The 21,000-nt window shown below is 34.8% G+C and carries 18 protein-coding genes; 5 read left to right on the plus strand and 13 right to left on the minus strand.

Annotation, left to right across the window (positions count from 1 at the left end; all coding sequences use genetic code 11):
• Positions 1-257 precede the first annotated feature (257 nt).
• Positions 258-1,670: an APC family permease gene (locus K6T82_RS20495; RefSeq protein ID WP_223710102.1), complete on the plus strand. Its 1,413-nt coding sequence runs from the start codon at positions 258-260 to the stop codon at positions 1,668-1,670.
• Between the two features lie 101 nt (positions 1,671-1,771).
• Here K6T82_RS20495 and K6T82_RS20500 read toward each other — a convergent pair whose 3' ends face one another.
• The 7 genes from K6T82_RS20500 to dinB form a co-directional block, all read right to left on the minus strand.
• Positions 1,772-2,182, minus strand: a complete 411-nt coding sequence (locus K6T82_RS20500; protein ID WP_223710104.1) for an MFS transporter — start codon at positions 2,180-2,182, stop codon at positions 1,772-1,774.
• A 121-nt stretch (positions 2,183-2,303) separates the two neighbouring features.
• Positions 2,304-2,765 carry a DUF1810 domain-containing protein gene (locus tag K6T82_RS20505; RefSeq protein WP_223710106.1) on the minus strand — a complete coding sequence of 154 codons (462 nt, stop codon included), beginning with the start codon at positions 2,763-2,765 and terminating at the stop codon, positions 2,304-2,306.
• Between the two features lie 161 nt (positions 2,766-2,926).
• Positions 2,927-3,553: an alpha-ketoglutarate-dependent dioxygenase AlkB family protein gene (locus tag K6T82_RS20510; RefSeq protein WP_223710108.1), complete on the minus strand. Its 627-nt coding sequence runs from the start codon at positions 3,551-3,553 to the stop codon at positions 2,927-2,929.
• Between the two features lie 6 nt (positions 3,554-3,559).
• Positions 3,560-4,336, minus strand: coding sequence for an exodeoxyribonuclease III (xth, locus tag K6T82_RS20515; RefSeq protein WP_223710111.1), 777 nt, complete (start codon positions 4,334-4,336; stop codon positions 3,560-3,562).
• 48 nt (positions 4,337-4,384) lie between these two features.
• The gene (locus tag K6T82_RS20520; protein WP_223710113.1) at positions 4,385-5,764 is read right to left on the minus strand and encodes an exonuclease domain-containing protein; all 1,380 of its coding nucleotides are present in this window, start codon (positions 5,762-5,764) and stop codon (positions 4,385-4,387) included.
• Positions 5,765-5,896: 132 nt separating this feature from the next.
• A complete protein-coding gene (locus K6T82_RS20525; RefSeq protein ID WP_223710115.1) occupies positions 5,897-8,950 on the minus strand; it encodes a DNA polymerase III subunit alpha in 3,054 nt (1,017 codons plus the stop codon).
• Position 8,951: 1 nt separating this feature from the next.
• On the minus strand, positions 8,952-10,148 hold the full coding sequence (dinB, locus tag K6T82_RS20530) for a DNA polymerase IV (RefSeq protein ID WP_223710117.1): 1,197 nt from the start codon (positions 10,146-10,148) through the stop codon (positions 8,952-8,954).
• A gap of 87 nt (positions 10,149-10,235) precedes the next feature.
• Between dinB and K6T82_RS20535 the strand changes: the two genes are divergently transcribed.
• From K6T82_RS20535 to K6T82_RS20545, 3 genes are read left to right on the plus strand one after another with little or no spacing between them, the layout of a single operon-like run.
• Positions 10,236-11,009 carry an XRE family transcriptional regulator gene (locus K6T82_RS20535; protein WP_223710119.1) on the plus strand — a complete coding sequence of 258 codons (774 nt, stop codon included), beginning with the start codon at positions 10,236-10,238 and terminating at the stop codon, positions 11,007-11,009.
• Complete coding sequence (locus K6T82_RS20540) at positions 11,002-11,508, plus strand: hypothetical protein (RefSeq protein WP_223710122.1); 507 nt, start codon at positions 11,002-11,004, stop codon at positions 11,506-11,508. The genes K6T82_RS20535 and K6T82_RS20540 overlap by 8 nt, the downstream gene beginning before the upstream one ends.
• Positions 11,505-11,954, plus strand: a complete 450-nt coding sequence (locus K6T82_RS20545) for a GNAT family N-acetyltransferase (RefSeq protein ID WP_223710124.1) — start codon at positions 11,505-11,507, stop codon at positions 11,952-11,954. Before K6T82_RS20540 ends, K6T82_RS20545 begins: the two co-directional genes overlap by 4 nt.
• Positions 11,955-12,093: 139 nt before the next feature.
• Here K6T82_RS20545 and K6T82_RS20550 read toward each other — a convergent pair whose 3' ends face one another.
• The 6 genes from K6T82_RS20550 to kdpB all read right to left on the minus strand — a co-directional run bounded on the left by K6T82_RS20550 (position 12,094) and on the right by kdpB (position 20,555).
• On the minus strand, positions 12,094-12,855 hold the full coding sequence (locus K6T82_RS20550) for a phosphatase PAP2 family protein (protein WP_223710126.1): 762 nt from the start codon (positions 12,853-12,855) through the stop codon (positions 12,094-12,096).
• Between the two features lie 283 nt (positions 12,856-13,138).
• Positions 13,139-14,854, minus strand: a complete 1,716-nt coding sequence (locus K6T82_RS20555) for a sensor histidine kinase (protein WP_223710129.1) — start codon at positions 14,852-14,854, stop codon at positions 13,139-13,141.
• A 154-nt stretch (positions 14,855-15,008) separates the two neighbouring features.
• Entirely contained in the window at positions 15,009-16,130 is a 1,122-nt protein-coding gene (locus K6T82_RS20560) for a sensor protein KdpD (RefSeq protein ID WP_223710132.1), read from the minus strand.
• Positions 16,131-16,283: 153 nt separating this feature from the next.
• A complete protein-coding gene (locus tag K6T82_RS20565) occupies positions 16,284-17,360 on the minus strand; it encodes a porin (RefSeq protein ID WP_223710134.1) in 1,077 nt (358 codons plus the stop codon).
• 453 nt (positions 17,361-17,813) lie between these two features.
• Positions 17,814-18,365, minus strand: a complete 552-nt coding sequence (locus K6T82_RS20570; RefSeq protein WP_223710137.1) for a K(+)-transporting ATPase subunit C — start codon at positions 18,363-18,365, stop codon at positions 17,814-17,816.
• Between the two features lie 132 nt (positions 18,366-18,497).
• A complete protein-coding gene (gene kdpB / locus K6T82_RS20575) occupies positions 18,498-20,555 on the minus strand; it encodes a potassium-transporting ATPase subunit KdpB (RefSeq protein WP_223710140.1) in 2,058 nt (685 codons plus the stop codon).
• Between the two features lie 70 nt (positions 20,556-20,625).
• Between kdpB and K6T82_RS20580 the strand changes: the two genes are divergently transcribed.
• Positions 20,626-20,985 (plus strand): four helix bundle protein, encoded by a 360-nt coding sequence (locus K6T82_RS20580; protein ID WP_223710143.1) that lies wholly within the window; start codon positions 20,626-20,628, stop codon positions 20,983-20,985.
• Positions 20,986-21,000 lie beyond the last annotated feature (15 nt).

The raw sequence follows: 21,000 nt of genomic DNA on the forward strand, positions 1-21,000 counted from the left end.
GTATTCTTTTAGCTATTGTATAAATAACAATGTTTTATTTTTATTTATTTCAAATATAAATACTAAAGTCAGTATATCCTTACGGAAAGACGTAAAGACATATTATTTAACTATTTTTTTATTTTTTATTAATCGAGGTTATTAAAAAAGACGGGAGGGTACATACATCTGGAAGATCCAAAACATTTCGAATTACGAATTAAAAAATTAGTTTTTCAGAAAAAAGTATATCTTTAACTAACCCAAAACCAATAAAAATGCAAGAAAACGACCAAGAACATTTTAAAAGAGAACTCGGATTATTAGACGGAACCATGCTGGTTGTTGGTTCTATGATCGGATCCGGAATATTTATTGTAAGCGCCGATATCGCCAGACAAGTTGGTTCGGCAGGATGGCTTACTTTAATCTGGCTTTTGTCTGGATTAATTACAATTATCGCTGCAGTAAGTTATGGTGAATTAAGTGCCATGTTTCCGAAAGCTGGAGGACAATATGTTTATTTGAAAGAAGCATACAACAAGCTGATTGCCTTTTTGTACGGATGGAGCTTTTTTGCCGTAATTCAGACTGGAACGATTGCTGCCGTTGGTGTAGCTTTTTCGAAATTTGCAGCGTATTTGTACGAACCGTTAAGTGATGAAAATATTCTTTACGAATTAGGTTCGTTTAAATTGAATGCCGCACAACTTGTTTCTATTTTTACGATTGTAGTCTTAACTTTTATTAATAGTCGAGGCGTTAAAAATGGAAAAATTCTGCAAACAGTTTTAACAATTATCAAAATTTTATCACTGCTTGGATTAATCGTTTTTGGATTAACCTTAGCGGCAAAAGCTTCGGTTTGGGACTTAAACTGGGCCGATACATGGGGTACACGTTCTTTTGATAAAGAAAGTGGTTCATGGCTTCCAATTGGAGGAACGGCATTGATCTCGGGAATTTCTGCAGCAATGGTTGGTTCTCTATTTTCAAGTGATGCTTGGAATGGTGTAACTTTTATTGCAGGAGAAATTAAAAATCCACAACGAAATGTTGGAATGAGTCTGTTTCTTGGAACATTTATCGTAACAATTATTTATGTTTTGACAAACATTATGTATCTGGCTGTAATTCCGTTTGACGAAATTGCAACAGCAAAATTTGACAGGGTAGCAGTTGTCGCTTCACAATATATCTTCGGAAATATAGGAGCATTGATTATTGCAATCATGATTATGATTTCGACTTTTGCCTGCAATAACGGATTAATTATGGCGGGAGCAAGAGTTTATTATACCATGGCAAAAGATGGTTTATTTTTCAAAAAAGCTGCTGTTTTAAACTCGTCAAGTGTTCCTGCGTGGGCACTTTGGGCACAGTGTATTTGGGCTTCGGCTTTGTGTCTGACGGGAAAATATGGCGATTTACTAGATTTTGTAATTATCATTGTTTTGATTTTTTACATTCTAACTATTTATGGAATTTTCATTTTAAGAAGAAAAATGCCTGATGTCGAAAGACCTTACAAAGCTTTTGGATATCCGTTTTTGCCAATGTTGTACATTGTTATTGCATCGGCAATTTGTATTTCGTTACTACTAACAAAATTCTCAACTTGTGGCTGGGGTGTATTAATTATGTTAACAGGAATTCCGGTATATTATTTAACTAAACCAAAAGAAGAGTAAAAATTTGTTTCAGTTTAAATTTTCAAGTTGAAAAACTATATCAATTAAAAAAAGCGTCTTGTGGCTATCAAGACGCTTTTTTTATTCATTGTATTGAAAAATTAAAAACTATTATCGGATAAATCATTTTTAATCCTTTCTTCGGTTGGTCTTAAGAAAATCAGATATATAATAATAAGAATTCCAAAAATTACGAATTCCGGAGTTAGGAATAATAATATAAAAGCGGCGCCTTCTAAAATAGCCCAGCGTAAAATAGAAGCGGCTTGATAGAAAGGAAGTTTTTCTTCCAGTTTTAATTTAGGATCGATTTGCCTGATCTGAGACTTAAATAAAAAAGTACTGATAACATAAGCTAAAATTGGTATTAAAGTATATAAGATACCTATTGTACTAAGTTCAGGAATTTTTAATTTTTCAAGAGTAATTTCGCCTACAAAAAAATAAGCCAAAATAACTCCTGCACATACGGCAAGATGAATGATCTGTAATGTTTTGATTTTTTCAGTCATAATTTGGTTGAGGTTTGAGGTTGATTTTACGCAAGTTAGGACTAATTATTTTAATTCATAAAAAAAGGCACTACAATTAAGCAGTGCCTCTTGATGTAAATAATCACAAAGTGTTGGTTTGTTATGCGACAACAGACTCAGCAGGTGATTTTATAGTTGAATTAATAATAGACAAAGTCAACGGATCTGTTTCTCCAGAGAAGAAAGCTTCCAAAATTTCCTCAAATATTGGATTTGCATTTTCCACCAAAGAAAACAAAGTCATACACGAACGTAATTTGCGTGCATCTAAATCTCCAAAAATTCCATCAGCAGATTTTCTTTTGAAAGTCAATAAAAGTTCTGAAATTTCGATTAAATGTTTTCCAAGAATTGGATGTTCTAAGTAATCTGTAGCTTCTTTTAAATCATTAATGGCATAAAGATTAGCTGTATCACTTTTTCCTAAACCTTTTATTTGAGGAAAAATAAACCACATCCAATGTGTTTCTTTTTTCCCTTTGCTGATTTCAGAAAGAGCGGTAAGATAAAGTTTGTTCTGCGCATCTAAGAAACGCGATAGATCATTGTTCGAATAAGCCATTACGGTATTGTATTTTAAAAAAGGTTGCAAAAATAGTAAAAAAGATAGGTTTAGCCTAGTAAAAGGTTCATATAGTGAATGTTTTAACTTTTTAAAGAAGGAATATCTTACGTTGTTTTAACCAAAAAAGACATCTTTTAAGAGATTTAATTCTATAAAAATCAAAGATTTCGATTGGTTCTTCTAAAGGTAAGATTGATCCTTGGTAAAACTTTCCGCGCCGTTTTCGGAACCTGATGTTGCCAAAAACTATTAGTTGTTCCTGCCATCAATAAAAAGGAACCGTGATGCAGCGGAATTTCAATGGGAGCAATATCTTTCCTGAATTTATGCCGAAGTTTGAACATTCTGGTTTCTCCAAAAGTGACAGATGCAATAATAGGATCTGGGCCTGTATTATGTTCCTTGTCGCTGTGCCAGCCGACACCGTCGTTTCCGTCGCGGTACAAATTAAGCAGTACGGTATTAAAATCCAGTTGTGTTTCTTTCTCTACACGACTTCTTATTTTTAATAATTCATACGTCCAGTCTGGACCTTTTGGGTCTGCTCCGGGATTATCTTTGTCTTCATACCACGAAATCATTCTCGGAACGGTATATGTTTTATCATAAATCTCCATTTCGTATTCTCTCCATTTCGTTTTACGAAGTAATCTTTCGTAAAAAATATCAGACTCTTCTTTAGTAAAGAAATCGTCGATTAAAATTAATTTGGAATCAGGAATGTCAAATACTTTTTTTCCTGCCAAACCTGTGGTAAACAATTCGGTGTCGTTAAATAGTGTCATTTTCCATTATTTTTTATCAATTTCAATCCATACTGGCGCATGATCGCTGGTTTTTTCCCAGCCCCGTACATGACAATCAACGCCGCCTGAATTTAATTTTTTTGCTATTTGCGGACTTAGTAAGAAGTGATCTATTCGCAAACCAGCATCTCTTTCGTAGGCATTTCTAAAATAATCCCAGAATGTGTAAATTTTCTCGTCAGGATATAATTTTCTAATGGCATCTGTCCAACCTTGTGAAACAATTGATGCAAAAGCTTCTCGAACTTCAGTCCTAAACAGTGCATCGTTTATCCATTTTTCAGGTTTATAAACGTCCAGTTCAGTTGGCATTACATTATAATCGCCAATCAGTATAACGGGGACTTTTAAATTTAATAAGGTTTCAGCACGATGCGCAAGACGATCAAACCATTTCAATTTATATTCAAATTTTGGTCCCGGATAAGGATTCCCGTTAGGAAGGTAAAGACACGCAATTACAATTCCGTTAATTAAAGCTTCAATATAACGACTTTGAATATCGTCATCATCGCCGGGAAGTACATGCGTAACTTCTTCAATTTCCATATTTCGAGCAAGAATCGCAACGCCATTCCATTGTTTTTGTCCATGCCAGATTGCGTTATAACCCGCATCGTTTATTGCTTTAAGCGGAAATTTATCTTGAGGCGCTTTTAGTTCCTGTAAGCATACAATATCGGGAGCGGTTTCTTCCAGCCATCGTAATAAAACATTTAATCTTCCGTTGACTCCATTTACGTTATAAGTGGCTATTTTCATAGTAGATTTTGATTTGTTCTAATCTTGAATTTACAACTTTTCAGAATTTTATTTTGCAAAGTGTTTGTTAAAGAACACTTTACCAGGATGTTTTTCGGCGTAAGCAAAAATTAACTGCTCAATATATTGATTGCTTTTATAAGGCGTAACATAACTTTTAACTTCTTCAGGATCATTGATGGCAACATCTCTCGGAATATATCCCATTCCATGAAAATGGCCATTTTCAATCCAGATACAACTTCTTTCGTCTGAAGATCTTCCTTTGTCAATAATGGCAAAACTTGGTCTGTTGTTCAATAAATAATCAATCGCATTATCAATTTGTTCGTTATGAAGTAAAGGATCTGGCAATTCTTTTAGTTCATTGTTGTAGAAAAACTCACCTTCTTCAGGTATTGAATATTTGCAAAAACGATGATCGATTTGAAATTGTTCTGCCAAACTTCGTAATAAATGAATACCAGTATGTTGGTTGTTGAATTCATGAATACAGGTCTGAAATTTGCTCATTTTCCCGAGTGCCAGATATTTATAGCCGTTTCGAGCTTCGTATTGGTAAATGCCAAATTTGGCTTCAAAACGTTTTAAGGCTCTGTTGTAAGTTGGCCAAAGTTTTTTGATTTCGGTACATTCTAAAAGAAGCGCCATTAATTCGGTTGCACAGATTTCAAAAGAAATTCCGTGAATGTCCCTTAAAAAATGTTGTCTTTGCGGATTGATATTATTTCCTGTAAAATGCGATGTTACTCGTTTTTTCAGATTAATAGCTTTTCCAACATAAATTACTTTTTTCTGCTGATTATAAAAATAATAGATTCCAGGTTTAGCGGGTAAATTGTTAAAATCTTCTGCAGGAAGATTTGGAGGCAAACGCTGATCTTCAGCTGTTTTTTTGATCATTTTGTCCATTTCTCCGGCATCGTCCCATTCCAACAAAAGAGAAAAAAGAAGAGCAGTAGCATCGGCGTCTCCACCAGCGCGGTGTCTGTTTTCTAAAGATATATTTAAAGAATTACATAAATTTCCTAAACTATAAGAACCTAATCCAGGTTTGATTTTTCGAGCAGCACGAACGGTACACAATTTTTTTGCCGACCATTTAAATCCAGCTTGTTCCAATTGATGATGAACGAACGAATAATCGAAGTTGACATTGTGTGCAACGAAAATACGATCGGTCAACATTTCCAAAACTTTCTCTGAAATATCATCAAAGATTGGCGCATTGGCAACCATTTCGTTATTGATTCCCGTTAATCCAAAAATAGAAGGAGGAATGTCCTGTTCCGGATTTACAAGTGTTTCGTAACGATCCAACACATTTGTACCGTCATGAATAATAATGGCAATTTCTGTAATACGGCTTCCACTGGCATTCCCGCCTGTGGTTTCAATATCGACTATGGCATATTCTTGCTTCTTCATTTGTATATAACGTAAAATGTTCTATTTCTGTTATTTATTATTTTAAATACATAGTTTTCAGTCTCAGTCTCAGTATTCAGTTAATTACTAAGTCATCAGAGAAATACTGAAAACTGAGACTGCGACTGAAAACTAAAACTTCATTCGATGTCTAGGCATATTAATTTCATGAGCTGACGGATAAGGTTTTCTATTCGTCATACTGATATCTTCTTTAATCTGATTTTGAGTTCGATACTGATCTTTAGCATCCATATATCGCGGATCTGGAATAAAAGGCATTTTTGCCATTTTAAGAATCGTAATTGTCGGAAAATGATAATCGACTTCTACATTTCCTAATAAAAGATAACAGCCTCCGCCTTGAAACGCATATTTTTCTAAACTATCTGGAAAATGAGCCGTATCAAAATAAGTGCCTTCATGATCGATCCAAGTTCCAAAATACATCGCGCCTTTTTTTGTCGGGACGTGTTTTCTGGAAATTAAATACGCCAACATTCTAACTTGTCTTTTATGATGTTTGACCAAATCTTTCGCCATAATATCACCACGATGTTTGGTTTGTAAAAGATCGAAAACGGTACACGAAACTGGAAAACTCAACAATTCGATTTCATCAAAAGCATCTTCAAAAACAGAACGTTCCAAAACTGGTAATTTGAATTCTTTTGCTGGTTCTTGTAATAATTTTAAGTTTCGGTTTTCTGGTTTATAATTATTTAAAAGTAAACTCGCAGTAATTAAAAGCTGATTTTTTGTTTTTCCTGTAAAGCGAAAGGCGCCAATGAAAATCAGAATTTTAACGCCTTCAATCCCAATTGGAATGCGATTGATGAAATTTTCTAAAGAAAGATATTCGCCGTTTTCTATTCTTTCCGATTCGATTAAATGTGCAATTTTAGATTCTAAACTTTGCAAATGCATAAAACCTAAATAAATATCGGTTCCATATAAAGTCGTTTGATATTCGCTTTTATTCACACACGGATTATGAACCGTTCCGCCCGACATTCGCGCTTCGTGTACATAAACTTCAGTTCTATAAAATCCGCCTTGATTGTTGATTACCGCTGTCATAAATTCGACAGGATAATTCACTTTCAAAAACAAACTCTGATAACTTTCAACCGCATAAGAAGCCGAGTGCGCTTTACAAAAAGAATATCCCGCAAAAGATTCAATCTGACGGTAAATTTCCTGACTCAAAGCTTCTGGATGTCCTTTTTGAGCACAGCTTGCAAAGAAATTATCTTTAACTTTTTGCAAAGCTTCCAAAGATCTTCCTTTTCCAGACATCGCGCGACGCAGAATATCGCCATCAGGAGCGGGAAGTCCGCCGTAATGTTGAGCAATTTTAATGACATCTTCCTGATACACCATAATTCCGTAGGTTTCACCAAGATGTTCTCTAAAAACCTCATGAAAATATTCAAACTGATTGGGATTGTTATGTCGAAAAATATACTCTTTCATCATTCCCGATTGTGCCACTCCAGGACGAATAATAGACGAAGCGGCAACGAGAATTTTATAATTGTCACAATTCAGTCTTCGTAATAATCCACGCATCGCAGGACTTTCGATATAAAAACAGCCAATTGTATCTCCTTTTGCCAAATGAAAATTGCAAACGGCTTCATCTTTAGAAATGGAAGTATTACGAATATCAACTTTTATCCCTCGGTTTTTAGCAATCAATTTTACGCTGTCATCAATATGTCCGATACCGCGTTGACTTAAAATATCAAATTTGTCAAACCCAATTTCTTCAGCAATATGCATGTCAAAAAGCACGATTGGAAATCCTTTTGGAGGCATTTCCAAAGGTGTATAATTGGTAATTGGTTCTTCAGAAATGATAATTCCGCAGGCGTGCATACTACGCTGATTTGGATATTTGTTCATCATTAATCCATATTCCTGAACCAATTTTACAATTTTATTTGTGGGATGAAGTTCTTCTGGATTTTTTGCCAATACATCTAATTCTTCTTTCGGAAGTCCAAAAACTTTTCCGACTTCTCTATAAATAGATCGGTATTTGAATTCGACATTCGTACCGCAGAAAGCAACATGATCGCTACCGTATTTTTCGAAAATATATTCTAAAATTACATTGCGTTCCTGCCAGCTCCAATCAATATCAAAATCGGGTGGACTTTTTCGGTTCAGATTTAAAAAACGTTCAAAATACAAATCAAGTTCTATCGGACAGATATCTGTAATTCCTAGGCAATACGCAATAATACTGTTGGCGCCACTTCCGCGACCAATGTGCATAAATCCTTGACTATTGCTATATTGTACAATATCCCAAGTAATTAAAAAATAACCGCTGAATTCCAGTTCGTCAATTACTTTTAATTCTTTTTCTACGCGTTTTCTCGCAGTTGTGTTTTCTTTTCCATAACGCCATTCAAAGCCTTCTTCAGCTAATTCGGTTAATTTTTCTAAATCTTTTTCACGGCTTCCGGTAAAGAATTTTTTATTTCTTTTAATTGAAAAATCATATTGAAAATTACATTCGTCAATGATGCGTTGTGTATTAGAAACGATTTCAGGATATTTTTCATAAAAAGGTAAAAGAGCGTCTAACGGTTTTATGAAATCAGAAGTTTTGCAATAATCCGTTTCAGTAAGTTTTGATAGAATAATATTCGTATCAATTGCTCGAAGGACTTTATGCAGATTATATTCTCTTTTACAGCTAAAAGTTACGGGCTGTAAAACCACCATTTTGGCCCTTTTATTTTTATGTTTTGAAGTCAGAAGACTTGAAACTTCTTCGGGACGAACTCCGATAAATTCATTTTCATAAAGTGTTTCGGGAGCATTTTCTAAAGTGTAAACCACAAAAGCCGAATCAAATTTTGGAGCTCGCAAAGGCAAAGTTTCTCCGCTGAAATTATGATCCGTCAAAAAACGATTCATCTCGGCTAATCCTTCTGCATTTTTAGCCAAACCAATATATCGGAATTGATGATTGCAACGAAATTCCATTCCAACCAAAGGCTTGATTCCTTTTTTTTCGCAATCTCTTATAAAATCATAAATTCCCGTTACCGTATTAATATCTGTTAATGCCATTGCTTTTACATCATGCAAAACAGCCTGCATGACAAGTTTATCAAGAGGAATCGTGCCATAACGCAGAGAATGAAAAGAATGACAGTTTAAATACATATTAAGGTTTAGGATTTTCGTTTTTTCGTTTTAAAATTTCATCTTTAGTATTGGGTTTGAAATGCGCTCCAGCACAACGCATAACGGCATCAAAACCGTAACGACTTTTCATTTTATCCATCGCGGCATAAAGAGCCAGGATTTCCTGAGTATCTTCAAAAAGATCAATTTGATAGGTTCCGCGCACCAATCCGCTAAAGCGAACGCCAATCAGACGCAGACGCATACGACGCTGGTAAACTTTCTCAAAAAGTTCCATTACGGTTTTGGTCAAAATATGATCGGCTGAAGTGTAAGCAACTCGAGATTGTTTGGTTTCGGTATCGAAATTGGCGTAACGAATTTTAACCGTAACAGTAGAAGTCAGCCATTGCTCAGAGCGCAATTGAAAAGCCAGTTTTTCGACCATTCCCAAAAGCACTCTTTTCAGTTTTGCAATATCAATAGTATCTTGAGAAAAAGTGTTTTCTGTTGAAATGGATTTTCTTTCGCTATAAGGTTCTACAGGCGTATGATCGATTCCGTTGGCTTTTTTCCAAATATCTAAGCCATTTTTTCCAATCATTTGCTGTAAAACCTCCGCAGGCATTTCAGCTAAAGTCTGAATTTTGCGAACACCAATTCGCGACAAAAGTTGAAATGTTACAGTTCCGACCATTGGTATTTTCTGAATCGAAAGCGGATTCAAAAATGTCTGTACTTTATGTTCTGGAATTTCTAGATTTCCTACTGGTTTTCCTTCGCCAGTAGCAATTTTAGAAACCGTTTTATTAATCGATAACGAAAAACTAATCGGCAATCCAGTTTCTTTAATTACTTTTTGAGCCAATTCATCGGTCCATTTATAACTTCCGTGAAAACGGTCCATTCCGGTAATGTCTAAATAAAATTCATCGACACTTGCTTTTTCTAAAACAGGTGCTTTCTCTTGAAGAATTTCGGTTACATCATGAGACATTTTTGAATACAATTCCATGTCGCCTTTGATGATTTTTGCATCGGGACAAAGTTTCATCGCCATTGCAATAGGCATTGCAGAACGGACTCCAAATTTACGGGCTTCATACGAACAAGAAGCAACAACACCGCGCTCTCCACCGCCTACAATAAGCGGAATTCCGTTCAGTTCAGAATTGGTGAGTCGTTCGCAGGATACAAAAAAGGTATCCAAATCCATATGTACAATTGCCCGTGCCATTTTCCTTTTGTTTTTGTATGAAACAAAATTAGTACAGATTAGAACATTTTGTGTATATTTGCTGTTCCAAATTATAACAAATTTATTATGTCCTTATTTTCAGACAACATCAGAGCATTAAGGGTTAAGCATAAAATATCTCAAGAGAAATTAGCTGAAAACCTTAGCATTACCAGAGGTAGATACGTAAAATATGAAGACGGAACTTCGGAAGCGCCGTATGATATTTTAAAGAAAATTGCATTGTATTTTCATATGAGTATCGATTTGATATTATCGGTCGATATTCGTAAAATTGATGTGCAAAATTTGATAAAACTAGAAGGCAACCGACTTATTTTGCCCATTCAAGTGGATAGTTTTGGAGAAAACTTTATTGAAATTGTATCTCAAAAAGCAAAAGCAGGTTATCTTAACGGATATGCTGATCCAGAATATATTGAAAGTTTACAGCAGATTACACTTCCGTTTTTAGGACCAGGAAAACACCGCGGATTTCCCGTTGAAGGGGATTCAATGCCTCCGCATGAAGATGGTTCTATTATTATTGGTCGTTATGTGGAAAAACTGGGAGAGGTGATGGATGGTAAAACCTACATTCTGATTACTAAGACTGAAGGAATGGTGTATAAGCGTCTGAATAAAAATAAAAAGAATGCTTTGGTTTTAGAATCAGACAACAGTTTTTATCCGAATTATGAAGTGAAAGCTTCTGATATTTTGGAGATTTGGGAATACGAATGCAACATCGGACGTTCAGATAAAAAACAAGAAACGACAGAAACTGGAGCAATGAAAGATTTGCTTTTAGAATTGAAAAGAGAAGTTCGAGAAATTAAGAATAATACTTCGAATGCTTAAAAGTACTGGTATGAGAATAAGTCATTATTTATTTTGCTGTTCTTTTTTTCTATTAAGTTGTAAAAAGGAGAATAAAGAACAAAAATCTGTTTTTGTAAAAACATGGTACGATACAGAAATGGATATTCCATACATGGCAAGATTGGAAATAAATAAAGACCACACTTTTAAGTTTGTTGGCGGAGCTTGTACAACAAGTTTTCATTCTGATGGGAATTGGATAGAAAAAAACGATACATTAATTTTAAATAGTGTACTTCCTAAAGAATGTTTTCAGATTCATGAATTTGGAAAAATGTGTTATTCTAAAGAAGAAATTGAAAAAATAAGATTTACAAAAACTATAGCTGATTGTGAACCTAAAAATGAGGATAGTTTTGAAAATTTTAAAGATGAAAAATTCTATTTAAGAAATGATTCTCTGGTTTTGAAAAAAGATAGAAAAGAGAAATGTACAGAAAGAAAAATTGTGTTTTTTAAATATAAAAAACAAAGATGAACATTCAAAAAGCCAAAACCGAAGATCATATCCGCTTGACGGAAATCACCAAAAAATCAAAAGCATATTGGGGATATTCGGAAGAACAATTGGAAAAATGGAGTAATAATCTAACAGTTACAGCAGATTATATCCAAACAAATCCTGTTTTTAATTTGGTTGATGAAAATCAAATTATTGGTTATTATTCCTATTTGAAAAAAGAAGATAATCAGGTAAAATTGGATAACTTATTTATTTTACCTGAATATATCGGAAAAGGATTTGGCTCTTTTTTAATGAATGATTTCTTGGAAAGAATGCGAAATGAAAAATGCCAAAAAATCATTTTGGACTCAGAACCAAATGCCGAACAATTTTACCAGAAAATCGGATTTGTAAAAATCGGAGAATTCGAAACTTCAATTAAAAATAGATTTATGCCCATTATGGAAATGAATTTATAAAAGTTCTAAGGTGCTGAGATGCTAAGATTCTGAGTTTTTAAAATCGCCACGAATTGCACGAATTTTCACGAATTATATTGCGACTATTTTTAGATAAAAAATTTGTGCTAATTCGTGCAATTCGTGGCAAAAGTAAAAACTAAAAAACTTTAGCAAACCCCAATCCATATTGTTGCCCATTGTAGAAAGGCATTAACATAGAAGTTGATTTGTTTTCTGCTGATGATTTGAATAGTTTTTTAGTGATATACGGATTAATCCAATAAGCGATTTTCGTACTCAAAATCCCAATTCCAGCTCCGGCAGCTACATCTGTCAACCAATGACGATTGTTGTAAATTCTAAAAAGCCCGGTTCCTGTGGCTACGGCGTAACCCGCAATTCCGTACCAAATCGATTTGTCTTTATATTCTTGATATAAAAATTCAGCACCCATAAATGCAGTTGCAGTATGCCCAGATGGGAAAGAGTTATTTGAACTTCCATCAGGTCTTTCTACATGAGAAATCGATTTTAAACCCAAAACCGTTGTAGCCATAATAGCGTAAGAGGTTACAAATATAACCGAACGATCACGCATATTGTTTTTTCCTTTTACGCCAAAAGCGTTTAAAGCATAAACAGAAGCTGCAGGCGCATATTGCGAAAAATCATCAATTGTGATTTTTTCGTCAATATCTTCAGTAACTTCAGCCTTTATTTGTTTGTTGAAACTCAGAAGCTGATCACTTTCTAAACCAATTACACCATAACCAATCAAAACCGACGGAATAATTAATTGTTTGTAATTGAATTTTAAATGATTAGAAGTACTGTCAATTTTTGTAATCGAATCATTTTGTTGTGCATTCGCAGCAAATAATCCGAATAGAAATACTAGGAAAATCGTTTTGTGGAACATTGTTATAGTCGTTATTTTTTGCAATATTAACGAATGTTCGAGCTGGGTATTTTGTGCTTAATTCAACCTTAAGCGAATATTAATCAAGGGAATGGAAATAGCAAAAATCAACAACAATATCAATGACAATTCAAATAGAAAGTCCCAGCGGGACGATATATTTATAGAAATTATTGATGAATTTTAGTGAGCCCCATCGGGGTGAAATATGTCGCTCCGCTGGAGCTTATGATTCGTGTAAATCAAACTATCTATAAATATTTTGCTCTTCCAGAGCTTTACTTTAAACTTTCAGAGTAAACCAAAAAGTACTTCCCAATCCTAAATTACTCTCAACGCCAACGCTTCCATTTTGAGCTTCAATAAATTCTTTACTGATCGCTAAACCTAATCCCGTTCCTGATTTCTGACTTCCTGGAATTTGGAAATATTTATCGAAAACTTTGTCTTTGTATCTTGGTTCAATTCCTTTTCCGGTATCAATAACCTGAAAAACCATCTGATTGTTTTCTTCTTTTAATTTAATGAGAATTGTACTTTTTTCAGATGAATATCTGATAGCATTTGATAGATAATTAATCAAAACCCAGCCTGTTTTTTCAGCATCGGCTTTTACGTTTTTAAGATTTTCATCGGCGTCAACAATCAATTGAATCTGTTTTTGATCTGCCTGAATTTTTACAGCTTCAACAGCATATTTTACAATTTCATGCGGATTGCTTTTTCCAATGTTCAGCTGGATGTTTCCAGTTTCCAATTGTGATAAATTCAGTAATTCGCCTGTGATTTTCAACAAACGCTGACTATCATCTTTAATACTTTCTACCAATTGTTTTTGGTCGTCGTTCATATCGCCAGTTTTGGCATTTTCAAGTAATTGAAGACTTAATTTTATAGAAGCAATCGGCGTTTTTAATTCGTGCGAAACCGTGGCAATAAAATTGGTTTTGGCAAAATCCAATTCTTTAAAAAGCGTAATATTTCGAAGAATAATTACATCTCCAATATTGATTTCTTTTTCTTCGCCCGTTGGCGTTATCGTGATATTGTGAATTTCCTTTTCGAAATAACTTTCTTTTCCGTGAGCAAAAATTTTGAGAGGTTGTTTTTTCGGAGTTTCATTTTCTTTCAGAATTAAAGAACGAATCAAATCATTAGAAACTGCTAATTCAGATGAAGGTTTTCCAATAATATCTTCCGATTTCAAACCGATAATTTTCAGTGCTTCATCATTCACAAACAAAACAATTCCTTCGTTGTCCAAACCAATAATCGGATCATTCATATTATTGATCAATGTTTCCAGTCGTTTTTTCTCAAAAAGAAGTTTATAAACATTGCTGTCGTGGTATTCTTCTAGTTTTTGTGCCATGGTATTAAACGATTTGGCAAGATCTCCAAATTCGCTGTGGCTTGTAAAATGAACACGTTCTGAATAGTTTTTATTGGCAATTTCCTTAATACTCAGCGTTAATTCCTTAATCGGATTCGCAATATTATTTGGCAGGTTAACCAATAAATTAAAGGCAATCAGAAAGCACAAAGTTCCTACAATGGCAATCGATAAATTAGCCGTTTCAGCCGATTGTTTAGCGATGTCACTTTTCTGTTTTATAGCATCCAGATTCAGTTTCATGATCGCAAAAATATCTTGACGAATTTGTGCTTTTACAGTTTCATCAGAATTGTTTTTAGACAGAAGAGCAAAACTTTCTTTCAGCTTTTCAGTTGCTTGTTTCTCGCCAGGTTCGGTAATATTCTGGGTTTGCTTTTCGAGATTTTCCTCAAAATTCAAAATCGTTTTTTTCGAATCTGATTTCATTCCGTCCAAAGCAAAAATCATATTTCGCGAATATTCCAGCGTATTGTAATTCGATTTCAGAATATTCTCAGTGTCCTGCTTAATCAAAAAAACAGAATAAGCACTCACTAACGAGAGAATGATGATCATTAAAAATAACAATCCAACACCCAGATTCAATTTGGTTTTAATTCTCATATTTTTAAAACAAGTTTTTTATATACGAACCATTAAGATATTAAGAAAATTAAGGTTTAGCACCTATTTTTAATCTAGAATATAGAACAGTAAGCTTAATGTTCTGTGCACAAAGAAAAACTTAATTTTCTTAATCTCTTAATGGTAAAAAAAATCAAGATAGTATAACAAGATCAACGTTTGATAATGACAATTTATTCAACAAACGCCTGAAAATTGTTGTAGACAAAATTACTTTAAATAAATTCAAATGCGGTTTTCCGATGCAGACAGTTGTAATTTGTTTTTCTTCTACGGTTGTCAAAATCGCATTGGCAATATTCGAATTTTCTAACTTAATAACTTCGGCACCCAATTGCACGGCGAGTTTAAAGTTATTAATTAAATGTCTTTGTTTGTCAAGTGCGATTCTTGTACTGCTTTCCTGTGGAGTTTCTACATACAAAACATACCAGCTTCCGTTGTAATAACTTGCCAATCGAGCAGCTTTTCTAATTACGATTTTTGCTGTTTTATCGTTACTGCTAATACAAGCCAATAATTTTTCATGACGTAAAGCATGCAGATTCGGAACTTCACTTTCTACTTTTCGAACTACCTGACTCGCTACTTCTTTCAAAGCCAATTCACGCAACTGCAGAATTTGTTCCGATTTGAAAAAGTTCTGCAAAGCCATTTGAATTTTATCTGCCGTATAAATTTTACCTTCTTTCAAACGTGCAATCAAATCTTCCGAAGTTAAATCAATATTGACAACCTCATCGGCTAAACGTAAAACATTATCCGGAATTCTTTCCTGAACGTCAATATTTGTAATCCGTTTGACATCTTCATTTAAACTTTCAATATGCTGAATATTGACTGCCGAAATCACATTAATTCCCGCTTCCAAAATCTCCAGAACATCTTGCCAGCGTTTTTCGTTTTTGCTTCCTTCTACATTTGTATGCGCCAATTCATCAACGATAACCACTTCTGGTCTAAGGTTGATGATGGCCTGAACGTCGAGTTCTTCGAGTTCTTTTCCTTTATAAAAAATAGTCCGTCTTGGAATAATAGGCAGACCAGACAATAACTCATGCGTTTCCTTTCGCATATGCGTTTCGATGTAGCCAATTTTGACATCGATTCCGTTTTTCAATAACGAATGCGCTTCCTGAAGCATACGGAAAGTTTTGCCCACACCGGCGCTCATTCCAATGTAGATCTTAAATTTTCCTTTTCGAGATTTCTGAATCAAATCCAGAAAGTGCTGTGCGTTATTTTCGTTTTCCATTTCTTTTTTGGATTTAACCATTAAGAGATTAAGTAAGTTAAGCTTTTCTTTGTTTACAGATCATTAAGCTTAATGTTCTGATTCTAGATTAAAACTACGTGCTAAAACTTAATTTTCTTAATTTCTTAATGGTAGAAAAATAAATTTTAATGTTTAAAATGAAATAGCCAATGCTGTCGTTACAAAAGTATTCGTATCTGTTGGCAGATTGTTTTTAGTAAAAATTTCATCTTTGCTTGACAGATTTCTCGCTTCAATTCTAAACATAACATTATCAGTAATTAAGTAATCAAAGTTAGCTGAAAATCCGTAAGTTTTGAATCCGTTTGGCGTTTCTGTCGCGATAATTACACCTTTTTCATCATTGTAATATTCACCTCGTGCCGCCAACTGAATTTTATCTGTCGGTTTGTATTGCAGAATCACAACAGGCGAAAACCACGTATCATATTTGTTACTATTTTTAGTCGATTGCTGAGAACCAATATCAAAACCAGCCGTTAAATTTGTTTTTTCTGTTACTTTAAATTGTCCGTAGAAATTATTAAAGTAGCGCCATTTTTTATCAATATCAGGCTGTTCGTTTCCTGCGTATGTGCTCCAATTCAAAACCACTTTATCAGTTGGTTTATAAGTAACCTGCGTTCCAAAAGCCGGAGTTTGATTTCCGTCGATTTTCTGAATTCTCTGCCAGCCGTTTAAATACATTGCTGCCAAATACCATTTTCCAGAATCGGAAGTATAACCAATTTTTACACCTGCTTCATAATAAGGTGAATTCTCAGCCAAAATGCTTCTCGTTAAATTCGCGCAGTCTTTTCCAATCGCACTTTCAAAACCAATATGCGAAGGCATAATTCCCGCATCAATCCATAAATCATGTTTTTGCGAAATCTTCACACCAACATTCGCCTCGTAAATATTTTTCAGCAAATCCTGTTCAGCCGACATATTATATTGCGCATAAGTTCCTGCCATCAGCGCAAAATTCCCTCGTACATTTTCCTTCGAATAATTCACTTTTGCCAAACCCAAATTCAGATTTACCTCATTGCTTCGGTTATAATTATAAAAAAAATTCGGTCGCGTATGATTTTCCGGTTTCCCGAAATCATAACTATAATAAACGTCTACATATCCCGAAAACGTAAACGGACTTTTAGATTCTTCTTGTGCATGTAAATTGCCAAAACCAAAAGCGATTAAAGCAGTAAGTATTATTTTTTTCATTGTTAATTGTGGTATTCAACCCAAAAGGGTAATTAATTTATTTAAGTAGATTTTTTAGGAGCTATTTCCCGCTATCCGTTTCAATCTTTTCCTGGCTAAAGAAGCCAGAAAAAGGATTTCCACTACTATCGGGGCTAGGGCATTTGGGGTAAAAAAGGCGTATTATTTACTCCAAGATTTTCAAAACCTTGGAGATATTTTAATTTTTAAGTTTAGTTTTTCGATTCCAATTTATGTTCGGTTTGTCATTCCGAGGAACGAGGAATCTTCGTTGCAAGATCGACACAGATTGACATTCTTTGACGAGCTACTTGCGGAGATCCCTCGTTCCTCGGGATGACAAACGGTGTGGTTACTGTGTTTCTAAAGAGAAATCATACCTAACAGGTTTTCAAAACCTGTTAGGACAAAACTTAGAAACTTAGTATCTCAGAACCTTAGCATCTTAAAGCTTTAGCGAAGCTTATCAAGAGCCACATTCAACTCCAAAACATTCACAGTTTCAGGACCAACAACAGCCGTATTAATTTTAGATTCCACCAAAGCTTTAACTTTAGCTTCAGCTAAATTTCGTTCTTTGGCCACGCGTTTCACTTGAACCAAAGCGCCTTGAGGAGAAATATTAGGATCTAAACCGCTTCCTGAAGCCGTAACCATATCAGCTGGAATTTCAGCTTTTTTCAAGTACGGATGAACAACAAGGAAAGTATCGATTCTCTTTTGAACCAAAGCTAAATACTCAGCATTGCTCGGACCTTTATTGCTTCCGGCACTTCCTGTAGCATTATAATCAACTGCCGAAGGTCTTCCCCAGAAATAATTCGACTTATCGAACTTCTGTCCGATTTTTTGATAACCAACGACTTTTCCGTTAACCAAAAGCGTTTCTCCTTTTCCTTGATTGGGAGCAATTTGTGCGATTCCGTAAATCGCAAGAGGATAAATAACTGCGAATAAAATTAAAGTAACCGCAGTAAGTTTTATGAGTGAAAAAATTGTTTTCATTTTTTTGAGGTTCTGAGGTTCTGAGATGCTGAGGTTCTAAGTTTTCTTCTTAGAACTTAGCAATTCAGAACTGATGTTTTTATTTTAGTTTTTGCAAACCTGACAGGTTTTTAAAAACTGTCAGGTTTAATTTTACATGAATAATGCGACTACTAAATCAATGACTTTTATTCCGATAAAAGGAACAATCAAACCGCCTAAGCCATAAATCAAAAGATTACGTTTTAGAATCGCGCTTGCACCAATCGGGCGATATTCAACACCTCTCAACGCCAGCGGAATCAAGATCGGAATGATTATCGCATTGAAAATTACAGCCGATAAAATCGCACTTTCTGGACTGTGTAAATGCATAATGTTCAAACCTTGCAATGCTGGAATCGCCGTAATAAAAAGCGCAGGAACAATCGCAAAATATTTGGCAACGTCATTAGCAATAGAGAAAGTGGTTAAAGTTCCGCGAGTCATTAAAAGCTGTTTTCCAATTTCGACAATCTCGATTAGTTTTGTTGGGTCATTGTCAAGATCGACCATATTTCCAGCTTCTTTGGCAGCTTGAGTTCCGCTGTTCATAGCAACACCCACATTCGCTTGAGCAAGGGCAGGAGCATCATTTGTTCCGTCTCCCATCATGGCAACCAGACGACCTTCAGCTTGCTCTTTTCGGATATAATTCATTTTATCTTCAGGCTTCGCTTCGGCGATAAAATCATCAACACCTGCTTTTTCGGCAATAAACTTAGCCGTCAACGGATTATCGCCCGTAACCATAACCGTTTTGATTCCCATTCTGCGTAAGCGTTCAAAGCGTTCTTTCATCCCGGTTTTAATGATGTCCTGCAATTCGATAACACCTTGAATTTCGTTGTTTTTGATGACCACTAAAGGCGTTCCTCCGTTAGAAGAAATGGAAATTACTTGTTGCAAAGTATCTTCAGGAAAAGCATTTCCAGCTTGTTCTGCGATTTTTTTAGCAGCATCTTGTGCGCCTTTTCGAATATTTGTTCCATCTTTTAAAACAACACCAGAAGTTCTGGTTTCAGCAGTAAATTTGATTGTGTGTGAAATGTTTTCTGTGAGAAGTGAAATGTCTGATTGCATTTTACTGTTCTCATCTAACATTTTACCAAGTTCAAGAATACTTTTTCCTTCTGGCGTATCATCAGCAAGTGAACTCAAAACAGCAGATTTAACGAAATCTTCAAAAGAAATACCTTTTGTTGGATAAAAATTGGTTGCTTTTCTGTTTCCAATGGTAATTGTTCCCGTTTTATCCAAAAGCAAAACGTCAATATCTCCAGCAGTTTCAACCGCTTTCCCTGATTTTGTAATCACGTTAGCGCGCAAAGCTCTGTCCATTCCTGCAATTCCAATCGCAGAAAGTAAGCCTCCAATCGTAGTTGGAATCAAGCAAACGAATAAGGCAATAAAAGCAGCAATAGTAATAGGAGCGTTGGCATAATCAGCAAAAGGTTTTAGGGTAACGCAGACAATCACGAAGATTAAGGTAAAAGCAGCTAACAAAATAGTCAAGGCAATTTCGTTTGGCGTTTTCTGACGGCTCGCACCTTCAACCAAAGCAATCATTTTATCCAAAAAGCTTTCGCCAGGTTCTGAAGTTACTTTCACTTTGATTTTATCAGACAAGACTTTTGTTCCCCCTGTAACAGATGATTTGTCTCCGCCCGCTTCGCGAATTACAGGAGCACTTTCTCCCGTAATCGCACTTTCGTCGATTGTAGCAAGCCCGTCGATAATTTCTCCGTCAGCAGCAATTAAATCGCCTGCTTCACAAATGAAAATATCATCTTTTTTTAATTGAGAAGAACTGATGTTTCTGATTTCTCCATTTGGCAAAATCTGTCTTGCCGGAGTTTCTTCACGTGTTTTTCTTAAACTGTCGGCTTGTGCTTTTCCTCTGGCTTCGGCAATAGCTTCGGCGAAATTGGCAAACAAAAGCGTTACAAATAAAATTAGGAAAACAATTAAATTGTAAATAAAACTGCCCTGATCGGTTGCGCCCATTAAGATCGAAACGCAAACGGCAAACATAATGGCAGTTCCAATTTCTACGGTAAACATTACCGGATTTTTAATCATCATTTTTGGATTCAGCTTCACGAAAGACTGCAATAATGCTTCTTTTACCTGTTTGCTTTCAAACAATGATGTGGATTTATTAGTTGTCATTTTTCTTTGTGTAAAATGTTAGATGTAAAATGTGAAATTTCTTACTTTTGTAAAATGTTATTTATTAAATATGAAACCACATAAAAAATTGAATTCTTGGATTAAAAGTTTTGAATTCGTTAAAGAAATTTACTTAGTTACAAGAAAATTTCCTGCTGAAGAAAAATTCGGAATTACTTCGCAAATTCGGAGAGCTTCAGTTTCTGTACCTCTTAATATTGCAGAAGGCGCAGCAAGAAAAGGAACAAAAGAATTTATCCATTTTTTACATATTTCACTAGGTTCCGTATCAGAACTCGATACTTTAATTTTATTGAGTAAAGAGCTGAATTTTTTAAATGAGCAAGAATGCAAACAATTAATTGAAAAGTTAGATGTCATAGGAAAACTCATTTATGGATTAATTAAAAATCTTGAAACACGTTTATAGTTTGTTATTTGTGAG

The organism is Flavobacterium potami (genome assembly GCF_020026915.1).
GTDB lineage: Bacteria > Bacteroidota > Bacteroidia > Flavobacteriales > Flavobacteriaceae > Flavobacterium > Flavobacterium potami.